Here is a 15,560-nt window from a genome sequence, read left to right as displayed (position 1 = left end):
ATCCAATTTTTTGACACTTTGTAAAATGTATGTTTTAATATTTGTGTAGTCATATATTAAACACTAATTTACGAAATATGAAACATCTTGGAAAAATACTACTTTCACTTGCGACATTATTTGCTTTAATTCAAATTACTCATTCGTGAGCACTTGGAGTTGAAAAAATAGATGTACTAGATGAAAACACACTTTCTGTAACTCTTTCAGAAAATCCAAACGTAAAAGTTTGAAACGTTGATGCTGAAATCACTGTATTGAGTGATATGAAGATTAGAGGGGCAGTACTTTCAGCAGATAATGCTAAGAAAATTGATATCCTGCTAGATAATCCACTACAGGCTAACACAAGTTATAGTCTTTTGACTATTAATGGAGCTGAGGGAAGTATAGATTTCACGACTCCAGCAGGAGTAGAAGGATTTATACAAGAAAATATTTCGAGTATTCAATCAGATGATATTGATATGATTGAAGTTATTGATTCGAGAACTCTTACCGTTACTTATATTCAAGACCTCAGTGAAGGAAGCTATGAATATAAGTTACTCGCTGAATCTAAAGTAGATTCGATTGAAAAAGCTAAATTTGATGATTCGTTTCTAACTATTAAAGTAACTCCTCCATTTGTAGGTGAACAGGATTATATTTTAATGATTATAGATATGCAAGATGTTGACGGAAAACATCTCGAATTTGATACAGGGATTTACGACTTTACTACACCAGCATTTACTGCGAGTGTTGAAGTAGATTCAACTTCATCCGGAGCAATATTACCTGCTGAGCAAGCTACAGATACTACAGTAGTTGTAGATGATGAGCTAGAAGTTATGCAAGTAGCTGGAACTGAAACAGCAGAAGTAATTGAGGATGGGGAAATTGATTTAAACGCAGCATGAGCTGAATCTGAAGATAACTTAGAAGAAGTGGCTCTCGCTGCTACTGATACTCCAGATACTGGTGCTGCAACTTGGATTCTTGTTTTCGCAACATTAGTTATAAATAGTATTTACTATATAGCACGAAGAAAAAAAATGCAACTCGCGTAATTAGTTGATATAATTATAAAGAAGTGTTCTAATACTCTAGAACACTTCTTTTTTAATATAAAAATATGCAAGACGTAATAAAAACTGATCATCCAATTCGAGATCAACTGCTCCAAGTTATGATAGATAACAAGGGGAGTGACTTATACATAACCGTTTGAACGTTTCCTGCAATCAAAATAGCAGGAGAGATTACGAGTATTGACGAAGATATGGAGGCATTCACTTGGAAGGATACTTTTGAATTTGCTCAATCTATTGTCGATGAGAACCAGATGGCAAAACTTGATAAGGAACAAAATCTTGATTTTTCATTTAGTTTTGCCTGAGCGAGATTTAGATGAAATCTCTCATTTCAAATGTGAAACTATATGGTGGTAGTAAGACTCTTAAACTCCGAGATTCCAGATATAGAAACACTATGACTTACTGATATATACAAAAATGTTACAAAACTCGGACAAGGCCTTATACTTATCACTGGGCCAACTGGTTCTTGAAAAACCACGACTCTTGCTGCTATGATAAACTTTATCAATACGAATTATAAAAAACATATTATCACCATTGAAGATCCTATTGAATATGTTCATAAACATAAAAATTCTATCATTGAACAAAAAGAAGTTGGAAAAGATGTTCCAGATTATGAAACAGCACTGATAGGGGCTATGAGACAAGCACCACAAGTTATATTATTTGGTGAGATGCGTAATAAAAGAGAAGTAGAAATGGCACTTACCTTAGCAGAGACATGACATTTGGTTTTCTCGACGCTTCATACTCGAAGTGCAGCTCAAACTATTTCAAGAGTTATTGATATCTTTTCTGAAAATGAAAAAGACCAAGTTCGTATGCAACTCTCAGATGCATTGGTAGCCGTGTTTTCTCAAAGACTTCTTACAAGAATAGATGGGACTTGAGTTCATATGGTAAAGGAAATACTCGTTAATAATAGTGCCGTATCCAATCTCATCAGGGAAAATGATATACATCAAATACCTACAGCCATGCAAATGGGGAAGAGAGAATGAATGCAGCTTCTTGAGGATGATATACTGAAACTCATTCAACTTTGAGAAATCACTGAGGAAGAAGGAGTAAAATATGCAAATAATCCAAGAATTATTTTAGAACAAAGAATGTAAAAAATTAGATATAAAAAAAGACTCTCGAATATTCGAGAGTCTTTTTTTATATCTAAGATATTGATTACTAAGAATTAGTAAACAAGACCACCAGAAATATTTTGGTTATTAACAATACCAGTTGTTATAGTAGGTGTAGCAATAATACCATCAATTGCACTTCCATCAACTTGAAAGAAATTACCTGTAACTGCAGAGTTAAAGTTAACACCATCAGCTTGAGGGATTTGACCAGCAATTTGGTAAACAGCGTACCCGTCTCTTGTTGCAGTGTCGCTATCTAGGTCACCATCAATAAGAACTGACATTACGTAAGGTCTTTGAGTGTTTCCAACAGCATAAGAGAAGTTATCTCCATTTTGTTGAAGAGCAGCAAAGTTAACAGCACCAACTTTGTAGTTTCCAGATGCAAGAGCACCAGAAATAGTTTTAACAGTTGTTGCACCAGAATAGTAAACAGCAGTACTAGCAAGTGTGTTACCAGAACCTGTAGTTTGGTTAACTACATTTCCAAGAGTAACTGTACCATCACTGATACCAGTTTCTACAGCTGATGTAAGAGTTCTTAGGTCAGAAGTAACCTTAGAGTTCTTAGCATCTTGAGAATATCCTTGTAGAGATATAAATGCAATTGTACCAAGAATAGCAAGAATCGTGATAACAACGATAAGCTCGACAAGGGTAAACCCTTTTTGTACTTTTTTCATAAACGAAAGAAAGTTACGCAAATAAAATAAAATTAAGTTTCAGAACTTAAAGCTACATACGTAGGTATATAACTGCATAGGATAGTACTCAATATCTTGACTAAAATCAAAATATAACACCTTTTTCCTCTTGCATTTGAGAGTAATTGTTTTTAAAAATGTTGTGTAATAGAAGTGTATGAAAAAAAATACTTCAATGAAGAAGTATTTTTGTAGACTTATTATTATTGGTGTTACAAGTTTTTTGCAACTTCACCCATCGAGAAGAATGGCATCATTATACCGATAATAATTGTACCAACGAGTGCACCAACAATTACGATAACAATCGGCTCCATCATAGATGACATATTTCAAATATATCTCTTGAGCTCGTTGTTATAATTGGTTCCTATCTTTTTGAGTGAGACGGAAAGTGTCCCTGTTTCCTCCCCGGTACTTACTACGTAAGCAAATTCTTCAGAAAAAAGTTTGTTAAGATATACATTTGTATCATAATCCAGGTTAAGCCCCAGTGATTTTGACATAGTCAGTCCAACCTCAACCTCGTTCTTTATACGAATAATTTCACGTTTATAGAGCATATTTGGAACAACCTTACTCGATGTTTTTATTGATTCAAGTAAGAGCACTCAAGCGTCGAGGAGAATAGTAAACGACTTTATGAAATATATGATATTTGATTGGCGAACCACGAGTCCAAATATAGGTGCATGAAAGGCTATTTTAGCAAATACGAGTTGGCCTGTATAGGTAAGTTTAAATACTTTCATTGTTATAACAAACAACACAATTCCAATTATAAGTTTCCACCAACTACTAATAAAGAAGTTTGAAACGGCAACTATAAATTGTGTCAAACCTGGAAGTTCAGCTCCAGCTTTTGCAAAGGCTGCAGTAATACGAGGTACGATAAATACCATCATAAATACCACCATACACAGAGTCAGCACCATTAGAACCATAGGATATACCATGGCTCCCTTAACCTTTCATTTGAGCTCTATACTTTCAAGTAAGTTCATATCTAACTCTTGCAGAATTTTCCCTAATTGACCAGTTTTTTCTCCAACTTCAATCAGGGCAGTGGTCAGTGAATCAAATACTTTAGGATACTGAAGCATTGTTTCATGAATTGCGACTCAGTGATCGATATTATTTCTCATTTCTTCAACGATTCTTTTTATGAGTGGATTTTTTGATTGTTTTAAAAGGATTCAAAGGGCTCATTTTACATCAATACCAGAATTAATAAAGATTGAAAACTTATTAATAAATTGCCATACATCTTTTTGACCAGCATGAGCAAATAAAACTATCTCTTTTTTTGCTTTTTTCTTAACTCCAAACTCCGTTTTAAGTTGTTGTTTTTGAGCTTTCTTTAAAAGAGCGATAATTTTTGCATTATCAAAATTTCAGCCTTTATCGTAAAATTTTCTTTGTAAGATACCCATTTTTTGTTTTTATATGTTTCAATCCTTTGATATAATCTCGTTGCACTCTTGTATAACTGTATTGAAGTCTTTCTTTTTAAAGAGTTCAAGTAAGACATTATATTTATTTTCCAGTTTCGTATTTCTCTGACTTATTTTATATTCCTCTTCGTTGTCTATAGCTTTCTTAAGATAATAATTTATTTTTTTATGAATGAATCATTCTCGGATATATCTTGTAGCTTCTTGTTTTAATTTTAAAAATTCGCCAGTATAATACAATCATTTCAGTGTATTAATAATCATCAGAGTTTGTTTATCTTTTTTTATCTCTTTAAGTTCTTCTTCAAGTTGATCTTTTGTTTTTCATTCTAAACGTTTTACTTCTTTATTGCTCAGTCATTCTTTTGCTTTAATCTTTTCTATTTCATCAGATCACGCATTGAGAAGATCCTTGTCAGAATTTCTTCTGAACATGAGAATAGTAGTATCATCTAAGAAATTACTTCATCCTCTGTAAAGTTTTAAATCTTCTATCAGATCATTATAGATTTCTCTGATGTCTCAGGTTGCTTGTGATGACTGAAGAAATATTTTTTCAAGCCTTTCAATTCCATATATTTTATTATCTTCATCTTTTGCTTCAAGTACACCATCACTATAGGTAAGAACCACATCTTGGTCTAGTAATTCAAGAGTTTTTGGCTTGATGTCTTCTATTTTCTTGATTAAACGAATTCCTCAAGCAAGTCCTCATGCTATAACTCTTTCTATCTTTTTTTCTTTATGTCTATATATAAGAAGAGGCTCATGTCACATTCCAGATATATTAAACGCATTTTTATATTTTTTATCTAGTTCAAAAAATATTCATGTTACAAAGTTTTTACTTTGGAGATTTTCCTTGAGGGTATTGTTCACTATATATGTGAGATTAACAATATCGTCTTTTGGAGCCTCTTCTTGAAAGGCTTTTGAGAGGAGTGACACAATAAGACCTGCTCTGACTCAGTGACCAGTTGCATCTCAAATATAGAAGCTATATTTATTTTTTGTTTCTGTGAATCAAATACTATCACCAGATATCTTATCGGATCAAAGAATCTTTCCAAAAATATCAAATCAGAGCATATTTTTCTTCTCTACTTCTTTGATGAGTCCTTTGTGTATATTTTCTAGCTTTTTCTCAGCAATTTCTAGTTTAGCTTTTGATTCTTCTTCGATGAGAATCTTAACTTCATCCAAAAGTTTTTTTCTATCATACTTTTCTTTCATCCTCTTATGAAATTTTAGTTTTTCAATAAGTTGAGGAATAAATCAATTTTGTTTTTTCTCTTCCTTGAGTCTTTTTCTTTCTTGAGCTTGTTCATTTTTATCCTTGAGTGTTAAACCTGCTAATCGAATAGCTTCAAGTTCAGCGTTGTCACTGATTCGTTTTTTATCAAGACTTTGATTTTTTTGAATACTTTTTAGTATATTTTTTTTCTCTTTTGCATAATAAGTAATTACTTCAGAGTTATCTTTATTATCTTCAAGAAAATGATTGAGTAAATTGAGTGCTTCATTATTATTTTTTGAAGTTGTAAGTTTTCTTACTTCTTGTTTAATCTTTTTAAACCTGATTTTAAATCTTTCTGCTACTATTCTTCTATCGTACTTAATTTTATCTACTTCATATTTTTTTTCTAAAGCAGTGATAGTGAGCATATTTTTTTCAAATATTCTTCTTTGTTTTTGTAACTCTCTATAGTCGTTTTTAATTTTATATTCAAGTTCACTAAACGCTGCTTGTTCTTTTTGCTTGATATCTTGAATCGCACTTTCTGCTAAATCCCATTCTTTCAAGTATATATACGATTTAATAGCCTTTACTGCTTCAGTAAAAGTGTGGATATTTTCTGTATTTATTTCTTTTCTTTTTCTTCAGAACATACTTTGTATTATACGAGTTTAAAGGCTTCTTCAATGGTCGTTTCTCAAAGAGCAGCTTTGAGAATCGCATCTTGTACTATAGTTATCATACCATGCTTCACAGCCTCTTTGGCCATATTGTTTGCACTATCTTGAGCCAATATAAGTGGTTCCAAATAATCTTCAACAATCAGAACTTCATGTATACCAAGCCTTCATTTATATCATGAATCGTGACATTTTTCACATCAAGCACCATGATAAAATTTTATTTGATCAATCTCACTTTCTTCCATAATATCTATAAGAAACTCTTTTATTTTTTTTCTCTTGAGATCTGTAAGTTTGATTTCTGCTTTACAATGGACACACAGTCTCTTCGCAAGTCTTTGAGATATTACCATTTTCATGGCACTTGCGAGGAGAAATGGCTCAACTCACATGTTAATCATACGTTGAATCGTACCAGTTGCAGAGTTCGTATGTATCGTAGATAACACCAAATGTCAGGTAAGTGCTGCTTCTACTGCCAATGTTGCAGTCTCCTTATCACGTATTTCCCCGACCATAATGATATCAGGATCCTGACGAACAAGACTTCTTAGACCAGATGCAAAGGTATAATTGATACCTGGATGAACTTGAGATTGATTGACATACTCGATGTCATACTCGATAGGATCTTCGAGAGTTGAGATATTATATTCAAGGGGATTAAAGTTTTTTAAAATACCAAAGAGGGTAGTAGATTTACCAGAACCAGTCGGTCAGGCTACCAGCATAATACCGTACTTACTTTTGAGTGCTTCTCGTACTTTTTCTAGATTGACGTCTATGAGTCACAGCGCTTCAATATTTGTAAGGTTCTCATCTTGTTTCAAGATACGCATAACCACTTTTTCTCAATAGTTTGTTGGCAGAGTTGAGAGACGAATATCGATATTTTTCTTTGTATTATCTTCAGGACTATACACTATCTTTCCATCCTGAGGTTTTTTATTTTCATCAATCTTAATCTTTGAGAGTACTTTTAGTCTCGTGACTATAGCTGATATATTGTCTCTCCCTATCTTATCAATTAAATGAAAGTCACCATCTTGTCTAAACCGTATGAGAAGAAATTTTTCTTGTGGTTCTATATGTATATCAGAAGCATCAAAAGAAACTGCCTCTTTAAAAATGTTATTTACATATGCAACAACATCTCCAATATTATTCTTTATTGGCATCTCTTTTATCTCGTCACGTTTATCTATATCTGGCATAAATGTTCTTTTTTATTAAGCTACTATTCATAGTACCATATAACTATTTAATATAACAAAAAAACCCTCTTGATTTACAAGAGAGTTATGGTGCAAGTATGTTTTATTGTGATTGAGAATATTTATCTAATAAATAGCTTTTGAGTCTTTGTCTTGAAATTTGTTCATTACTCAACTCAGAATTTTCTTCAGAATTGAGATTATCTCAGATTAATGCTTCAATTTCCTCATCTGTGATTCATGTTTGAGTATCTTCTACTATAGGTACTTCTACCACTGGAGGAACTATTGGTTCTGGACTTATTATTTCATCCTCATCAGCATTATATATATCTAAAATACTTGCTTTATAAATCGAAAATGAGTGTTTTTCTGGAAACAGTATCATTATAGATGCTATAAATATGACACTGAGCGATATAATTCAGATAACAAATCAGGTTCGAGTTTTTGGTGCGTATTTAAAATTTTGGATTTTTTTTATGATATTTACTGACTTTTTTTGAAATCATGATTCGTAATTTGCAAACTTTACTGATTTTTTAGGATCTTTTTTATCATCTTCAAGTTCTTCTTTTTCTTTATCACTTGCAGCTTTTTCTTTAATTTCTTGCGCAGCCGAAGCTTGTATTCTTTCCTCTTTTTTTCTTGATATTTGTCCCAGTATAGATATTTTGTTACTCGGTTTTGCTTCTATTTCTTCTTCAGTAGTGACATCTTCTTTTATTGGAGCTTGTTGTTCCAGTGTTTGTTCAATTTCAGATTCAATTACTGTTTCATTAATATCTTTTTCTGTTTCTGCTTTGTTATCTGAAACTATATCATCAGAGACTAATATATCTTTTTGAAGCTTCACTTCTTCTCAATCTAAAGAAATAGCTACTTTATCTCATTTTTTTTCACTTTCTATTGGTTCTACATCAATTTCTGGAGTTGAAAGTGATTCTGTGTCTATATTTTCAGTTATCTCACGAGTATCAGGTTCTACTTTTTTAATAGCTTTGAGAGATATTTTTTTTATGAGTGGTTTATCTTCGGGTGTTGGTGTACCGTCTTTTCATTCATCATCTCAAGGAGTCAAAATCGGATTGACTTCTTTTTTTAATTCTGAGGCTGATTCTTGTACTGCTGTATCTCCAACAGCAATATTTCAAGCTTTGACTGCATCTTCATCAATTATTTTTTTCTCTTTTTTATCTTTAGACATTGCCTTGAGATTTAAAGGAGCTTTTTTTGTTGTTTCTGACATAATATACTTAGTTAGTAATAGGACATACACTAACTATAAAATACTTTTTTAAATAAGTCAAAAAATATAATAAATAAAAGTCAACATTCTACAAATAAGCACTAGAAAATCATTCTAATGCTTATTTACATAATATATATTAGCTGAATTAAGGTGCTAAACATCAAGTATTTGTAAGGGTACCTGACGAATTGAGAATCTGATACTCATCTGTTGTACCACTTGGACTAATTCATTTTGCAGCAGTGAATATTTCTCAGCAACTTCTATAATCAATATTTTGCCAGTAAGTTGATTGTACATCTAAGAGAGCAGTACTAAAGGGAGTGCCATCACTTTGAGGAGTAGCATTCTCAAAACCATAAGGGAGGTTATGAAATCCCTGATCATACACAAATAGGGTACGATTTATATTTCCGTTCGTAGCTGTTTCACTTGCATTTATTTCTACAGCTCATTGACCACTGAGAGCTAATACAATGGTAGGGAGTATGTTTTTAGAGACGCTTTTATAATTTCATTGCACTAAAGCTAGAGGGGAATCATTGTTTTCTAAGCTCATTGCGATTTGGTATTCTTGTTTGGACCTTGTAACAGAATACACATAAGGTATATCTAAATCTGGATCAAGGGAAAGACTCTCAGCAGTCGATAAACTAACATCATTATTCAAAAATCATTGATTTGCGACTAAAAATCAATGGTTTACTATTTGAAAACTATTTCCAGGAGCAGGAAATGCTCATCTTTGTCTTTTATAGAGATTTAGTTGGGATCCTATAGTTGCTGCGTCACTTTTTCTTTTTCAATCTCGAGCATCAGCAAGATTATTGGTATAACTATAAAATCATATCGTAGTGAGTATTACAAGTATGGTTGCTGCTACAATTATTTCTACCAATGTAAATCAAGAGTCGTTTTTTTTCATAAATGAGTTTTTATTAAATCTTTTACAAGCTAATATTTTTTGTAAGAATATATATGAGAAAATAGACAAGTACTTTTGGTCTACTTAATTCGTTTTTACTTTAAAATATGCTATTGTAGTTACAGTTTTCTTACAAATAGTATAATTCAAAATGAGTACACAAAAAATTAACTTTCAAAAATACGTTGCTTATACATCAATTGCTTTTTTTATAGTTTTTGCAATTCAAACCTACGCTGCTGATATTCCATATACGATATCTACGCAATGAGCTACTCAATCTTGATCAAATAATTCTATTATCAGCACAAACTCAAGTTGGAGTGGAGCTTTGAGTTATGTAAATAAATGAGATAACTCAAGTGTTATATGAAATTATTTTACAGGTATATACTATGATAGTGTGTATTGATTTTTTAAGACTGATTGGTCTAGTACTCCAAGTGAAAATGTAAGAGTTATAGATTCTACTTCAAAATGTTCAAGTGGTTATGGGTATAAGTTAGGTTGATTTGCAAAAAGTGAGGATTTTTGATATGTTGACTTTGACTATAACTCAAATATTTATGTGTACTATTGTGTATCTGATTGAGCTCTTCATGGCTATAGTTACAGTTTGAATAATGGATTTCAAAATTTTGAAGGAATCGCTTTTGAAATACAAAAACAAGCTTCTAATCCATCCGCGAATCCTAGTGGGACATGAGTTTTCGTAAATGACGAATCAACTATTACTCAGCCAGGAACTAACTCTCTAACTCCAAATGAATGAAATGCTATAAATTCTAATTTTACTCCTGAAACAATTCAAAATGATAGTTTTAAGTTTGAATCGGTGAATGAGTCACTTTTTTATATTATTAAATAATCCTAATTTTGTCTATGAATGGTACTAGAAATATAAATACATCAGTGATAGTAATCTTGCTATTATGTTTCGTAATTGGAACTCATGCTGCAGATACAACAGAGGATTTCACAGCTACGAAATCTAGAGTTGATTCCATAAAAAGAATAAACTCATCTCTTCCAAATGTTCCACAACAGAAGTGAAACATTTGAGAAATTGTTTCTAAAATGTTTAATACTAATGGAAGGATTTGAAACTTATATATAAAAGCATTTTCAAATATAACTTGAAATAGTAACAATAATATTCCTCTATGGAATGGGACAAGATTTGCAGCCTCAAGTATTACAAATATTTCAGGGAGGATTGGTATCTGAGTTCCAGTTCCTACTCAAGTTCTTGATATTGCCTGAAATGCTAAAGCAACTTCATTTATTTGACCACTTACTTGAAATGCATCTACAGCTTCAACGCTACAGACAGCTCGAACTATTAATGGAGTGAGTTTTAATGGATGAGCTAATATCACATTACCAACTGTTAATACGAGCGGAAATCAAACAATTAGCTGAACAAAAACATTTAGTTCAACCATCGCTTGAAACATAACTTGAAATGCTGCTACTACTACAAAATTATCGACTCCAAGAAATCTTAGTTTTACATGAGTAGTGAGTGGTTCAGCATTGTTTGATGGATCAAGTGATATTTCACTTACTTCATCGCTTGCAGATAATTCAATAGATGGAACAAAACTGGTAAACAACTCGGTATCTGAAACACAGATAAATGATAATTTTGTTGCAAGGAATTCAACTTTACTTAATGGGAACTCAAGCTCAGAATCGAATGTTTGAGGGAGTGTAGCAGTTAGAAATATTAACTGAGATATTAATGCGAGATTGTTTCGTTCAGAATATGATACTACAAATGCTACTATTTGATTCATCATGACTCAAATAGATACTGCATCCAATAATTATTTTAGACCAAGTACCCCAGCTCAGTTTCGAGCTTGAGTGACAGACGGAGCATATATAGGTATAAATACGAGTTGAGACCAAATTTTAGATGGAACAATAGATGGAACAGAAATTGAAGACAATTCCATTACTTGAGCTGATATAGCTGCTAATAGTATAAATGGTAGTGAATTGGCAGCTAACTCAGTAAGTTCTTCTCATATAATGGATGGCCAGGTTACAGGTGCAGACATTGCGAGTAACACTATTAGTGAAACACAAATATCTGACAGTTTTGTGGCAAGAGACTCTCAACAATTAGATGGTATAAGTGGGAATCAATATACAAGATCAGATGTATATACTTGAACAGACTTTAACGCATTAACTGATTCATCAAGAGTTACATCTATAAATGCAAATACTAATACTCCATTTTGATCGGCCTGGTACAATGTATATAATTCACGTCATAGAGGAGGTATAACTGACGGAAATGCATTTTGATCTCAAATTGCAATTTGAATGACTAATTTCCAAAATAGGATAGCATTCAGAAATCAATCAAGCTGAACTTGGGGAAGTTGGTATGAAATTTTTAAATATTGAGATAGTTGAGATAACATCCAAGATGGAACAATTGATTGAAGTGAAATACAAGATAATAGTATTACGACGACAGATATATTGAATAACACTGTAGACGAAAATGATATATCAGATTCGTTTATTGCGAGAGACTCTCAATTACTAAATTGAGTCGCAAGTTCCTCAAACAATGTCTGAAATACCGTTGCAGTAAGGAATGTAAATTGAGACATCAGTTCAAGACTTTTTCGTTCAGAATTTGCTGATCAAACTTGAGTATCTCAAAGCTCTAGTATAGCGTTTAGAAATAATGATTCTTCGGACAATTTTATCAGATTTGTAGATAGAAATGGACTTTTAGCTTATATTTGAAAGTCTAATGATTCAGATCTATTAGATGGAATTAATAGCACTCAATTTATACGTAGTGATAGTGATGATTCATTTAATGGTAGGCTCTCTCCAGTAAGTACGAATAGTAGAAGAGCATGAATATATTGAATATATGATTCTACTCGAATAGGTCATGTATGGTCCATGTGAACTCAGTATGCAATAGATGATAATGGAGCAACATATTGAAGTTTGTATGGATTAGCGTATAAACACACAAATAATACAACTTGAGGTACCATGGCTTGAGGTCATCAAATTTCTTGGGTTGAAAACTGAGTACCTAAAGTGTCACTATGAGACAATGTATGGACGAGTGGGAGTTTTATTTGAAACGGAGCAAGTATAACTAACATCAGTGGAGATAATATACAAGACGGAACAATTGATGGATCAGAAATACAAGACAATACTCTTACAGCAGCAGATATAGCATCAAACAGTATTACGTGAAATGAACTGAGTAATACCTCAGCATTTACCATGTGAGCAATTACAACGAATGGAAAACTATTTCTAAATCAAGGTACTGCTTATGATTTATGGATAGAGTGAAATGGGACTACTGGGACGAGCCCAAGAAATCTTGCATTTTTATGAGTTAAATCTACTGATCAATTAAGAGTAAATTTTTGATGAGAGTATAGTTGAGGAACGTTAATTCAAGGTAATGTGTGAATTTGAGTATCTCCAACTCAAGCCTTGGATGTAGCTGGAAATATTGATGCTTCATGAAATATAACTGCTTGAGCGGGTATGTTTGTCTGATGAAGTGCTATAATTATGAGCGGAGTTAATAATGTTTGAACGGCTCCAGATATACAGTTTAAGTCTGCTTGAGGTATGGCTGCAGAATGAGGAATGTATATAAATATAGATTCTGATAACAATGAAGCAGATCAAGATTTTTCTATATGAAATGGTACAAATACCGTGAGTACTTGAAAACTATTTATCGTTACCGAAAGTGGGTATAATGGTTTTTGAACTGATACTCCTACGTACCGTATTCAACTTCCTAATGTTACTAATAATAAATGAAGATGACAAGCAAACTCTTGGGTAACGTATTCTGATGGTCGATTCAAAACTGATAAAAAAATTATAGATAACGCACTTTCTAAAGTTCAAAAAATAAATGGTATTACTTATAGATCCATTGAATGAGAAAATGCAATCAACAATGATAGGCAAGTATGATTTATAGCTCAAGAAGTATACAAAGTACTTCCTGAGGCTGTCAGCATATCAGAAACAACAGTTTTGGTAGATTGAGAAACAAAAGTGATACCTGATTATCAGTCTATTTCATATGACAAAATAACAGCTCTTCTGGTTCAAGCTATGAAAGAACAACAACTTCAAATAGAAGAACTTCAAAATCAAATCTTAACTCTTTCTCAAAAATAAAAATATATATAATTTTATTTTTAAACATATTTCTTACAATACTCAATTTACTTTAGAGCTTTAATATTTGAAATACAGAAGTCAGTCCTATACTGACTAGTACTATTATTTATTAAATATTGTTTATGGCACTTACGACTAAAACAAAAGTAAATCGATTTTCAAGCTGGAGAGATTATTTGCTTCCAGCATACTTGATTATATCAGCTCTTATTATACTATTGGTTATTTATAATTTTATAACTAATTCAATTTATGCTGTTTGACTTCAAAATGGAGCGAATCAAGGATACCAAGCAGCAGTTGGTCAACTCATCGAACAAGTAAAAGATAAGTGTGATCCAGTTGAAGTCACTCTTGATAATGTTGCTACTGTTCAAGTTATAAATGCTGCTTGTATTCAACAAGCATCTTCACAACAAGCTGCTCCAACACAAATTGATACTCTTCAACAAGAGGCCACTCAATAATCATAATACATTAAAAAAAACAGTCTCGAGACTGTTTTTTTTAATGTAATTTTTACTAGTGTATGTTAACTAATTCACTTTTACTAATTTTTTAATACTTGCTCTTATAATCTGATTTTCTTCAAGAAATGTGATATCTTCCGTATCAACCCAAAGTGTTTGAGAATATATGTCCCCATCATAGCTATTAATATCAGCAATAAATTCTCCTTGCTCATTGATATACTTGTATCTCTCGTTTGTAGCTCAGGTAAAGATCTCGTATTCTTTTGTAGCAATATTTTTGTAAACATAAAAGACTTCTTTTTCTTGAAGGAGGGAAGTATCAGTATTCTTTACTGCGTTTGATATGTTCTGTTTAAGTACTTGAGTTCTATTGTTATCATTATACTTAACAGTTAAGTCAGTACTGAAAATGAGTATGTTTATAATTCACAACATTACAAAAGAGAGGATGAATACTCATACAACAATTCAAACAAATGACTCTGCTTTCGTATTTACTCGCATTGATAATATATTTTTTTAATTATAATACTTTATATTAAATATAGATTTTTTTTACTATATTGCAAAACTACTCGTGTTTAAACTATGGACAATAACAAAAATGCATTCACGCTCGTAGAACTTTTAGTTTCTATAATTATTTCCACACTTTTACTTTGAGGGATCTTTTATCTTATTAGTGACACGATTCTCGGCATTTCTACTACAACCAGAAATGCTGATTTTTTAATGGATTTTAACAATTTTGCAACTATATTCAATTCTTGAAATATGGTTATAGTGAAAGATGTAGCAGAAAACTCTGGTTTTGACGCAGGATATCTTCTCAATACCCAGTGAGATTCAGGCGTATTGGTAGGAGTTGTAAATAGAGACACGCTTACCCTTGCAGTTGACTCTGATTTTGACATATATTATCCCAACATACTCTGATACAGAGTATTATCTGAATCTGAAATCAGTCAAATTGTTTGAGACCCCACAATTATTGAGACTTTGAAATTCAATTGAGATGCTACATTTCCTGATTTTTATGTGAAAGATTTTCAAATGAACTTTTATAATTCTTGAGATATTCTTGATATTAATTTAAAACTATTCCCAGTGTTTAATGAGGCACGCATATGAGTTGATTGGACTGAAATAAATAGAGAGGATATATTTGAATATACATTGACATTTTAA

13 protein-coding genes are annotated in these 15,560 nt (G+C 32.0%); 6 read left to right on the top strand and 7 right to left on the bottom strand.

All coding sequences use genetic code 25. The annotated features are described in order from the left end of the window. The first annotated feature begins 77 nt into the window (after positions 1–77). A complete protein-coding gene (locus GW846_03945; protein ID NDK09906.1) occupies positions 78–1,052 on the top strand; it encodes a hypothetical protein in 975 nt (324 codons plus the stop codon). 65 nt (positions 1,053–1,117) lie between these two features. Next, positions 1,118–2,200 carry a PilT/PilU family type 4a pilus ATPase gene (locus GW846_03940; GenBank protein ID NDK09905.1) on the top strand — a complete coding sequence of 361 codons (1,083 nt, stop codon included), beginning with the start codon at positions 1,118–1,120 and terminating at the stop codon, positions 2,198–2,200. 74 nt (positions 2,201–2,274) lie between these two features. Here GW846_03940 and GW846_03935 read toward each other — a convergent pair whose 3' ends face one another. The 6 genes from GW846_03935 to GW846_03910 form a co-directional block, all read right to left on the bottom strand. Next, complete coding sequence (locus GW846_03935; protein ID NDK09904.1) at positions 2,275–2,907, bottom strand: type II secretion system protein; 633 nt, start codon at positions 2,905–2,907, stop codon at positions 2,275–2,277. 233 nt (positions 2,908–3,140) lie between these two features. Continuing rightward, entirely contained in the window at positions 3,141–4,361 is a 1,221-nt protein-coding gene (locus GW846_03930; GenBank protein NDK09903.1) for a type II secretion system F family protein, read from the bottom strand. A gap of 9 nt (positions 4,362–4,370) precedes the next feature. Beyond that, on the bottom strand, positions 4,371–6,272 hold the full coding sequence (locus tag GW846_03925; protein ID NDK09902.1) for a SpoIIE family protein phosphatase: 1,902 nt from the start codon (positions 6,270–6,272) through the stop codon (positions 4,371–4,373). 8 nt (positions 6,273–6,280) lie between these two features. Then, positions 6,281–7,516 carry a type II/IV secretion system protein gene (locus tag GW846_03920; protein ID NDK09901.1) on the bottom strand — a complete coding sequence of 412 codons (1,236 nt, stop codon included), beginning with the start codon at positions 7,514–7,516 and terminating at the stop codon, positions 6,281–6,283. Between the two features lie 103 nt (positions 7,517–7,619). Continuing rightward, positions 7,620–8,765: a hypothetical protein gene (locus tag GW846_03915; GenBank protein NDK09900.1), complete on the bottom strand. Its 1,146-nt coding sequence runs from the start codon at positions 8,763–8,765 to the stop codon at positions 7,620–7,622. Between the two features lie 148 nt (positions 8,766–8,913). Continuing rightward, the gene (locus GW846_03910; protein ID NDK09899.1) at positions 8,914–9,693 is read right to left on the bottom strand and encodes a prepilin-type N-terminal cleavage/methylation domain-containing protein; all 780 of its coding nucleotides are present in this window, start codon (positions 9,691–9,693) and stop codon (positions 8,914–8,916) included. A gap of 151 nt (positions 9,694–9,844) precedes the next feature. Between GW846_03910 and GW846_03905 the strand changes: the two genes are divergently transcribed. The 3 genes from GW846_03905 to GW846_03895 all read left to right on the top strand — a co-directional run bounded on the left by GW846_03905 (position 9,845) and on the right by GW846_03895 (position 14,366). Then, positions 9,845–10,561 (top strand): hypothetical protein, encoded by a 717-nt coding sequence (locus tag GW846_03905; GenBank protein ID NDK09898.1) that lies wholly within the window; start codon positions 9,845–9,847, stop codon positions 10,559–10,561. Between the two features lie 14 nt (positions 10,562–10,575). Beyond that, positions 10,576–13,896, top strand: a complete 3,321-nt coding sequence (locus tag GW846_03900) for a hypothetical protein (GenBank protein ID NDK09897.1) — start codon at positions 10,576–10,578, stop codon at positions 13,894–13,896. 125 nt (positions 13,897–14,021) lie between these two features. Further along, on the top strand, positions 14,022–14,366 hold the full coding sequence (locus GW846_03895) for a hypothetical protein (GenBank protein ID NDK09896.1): 345 nt from the start codon (positions 14,022–14,024) through the stop codon (positions 14,364–14,366). Positions 14,367–14,435: 69 nt separating this feature from the next. Here the strand turns inward: GW846_03895 and GW846_03890 are convergent, their stop codons facing one another. Then, a complete protein-coding gene (locus GW846_03890) occupies positions 14,436–14,876 on the bottom strand; it encodes a hypothetical protein (protein ID NDK09895.1) in 441 nt (146 codons plus the stop codon). Positions 14,877–14,960: 84 nt separating this feature from the next. Between GW846_03890 and GW846_03885 the strand changes: the two genes are divergently transcribed. After that, positions 14,961–15,560, top strand: coding sequence for a prepilin-type N-terminal cleavage/methylation domain-containing protein (locus GW846_03885; GenBank protein NDK09894.1), 600 nt, complete (start codon positions 14,961–14,963; stop codon positions 15,558–15,560).

This window comes from Candidatus Gracilibacteria bacterium, from assembly GCA_010119145.1.
In the GTDB taxonomy this organism is placed as follows: domain Bacteria; phylum Patescibacteriota; class Gracilibacteria; order BD1-5; family UBA6164; genus JAACSU01.
The sequence above is the reverse complement of the archived record's forward strand: the minus strand, read 5'-3'. Positions and strand labels throughout refer to the sequence as shown.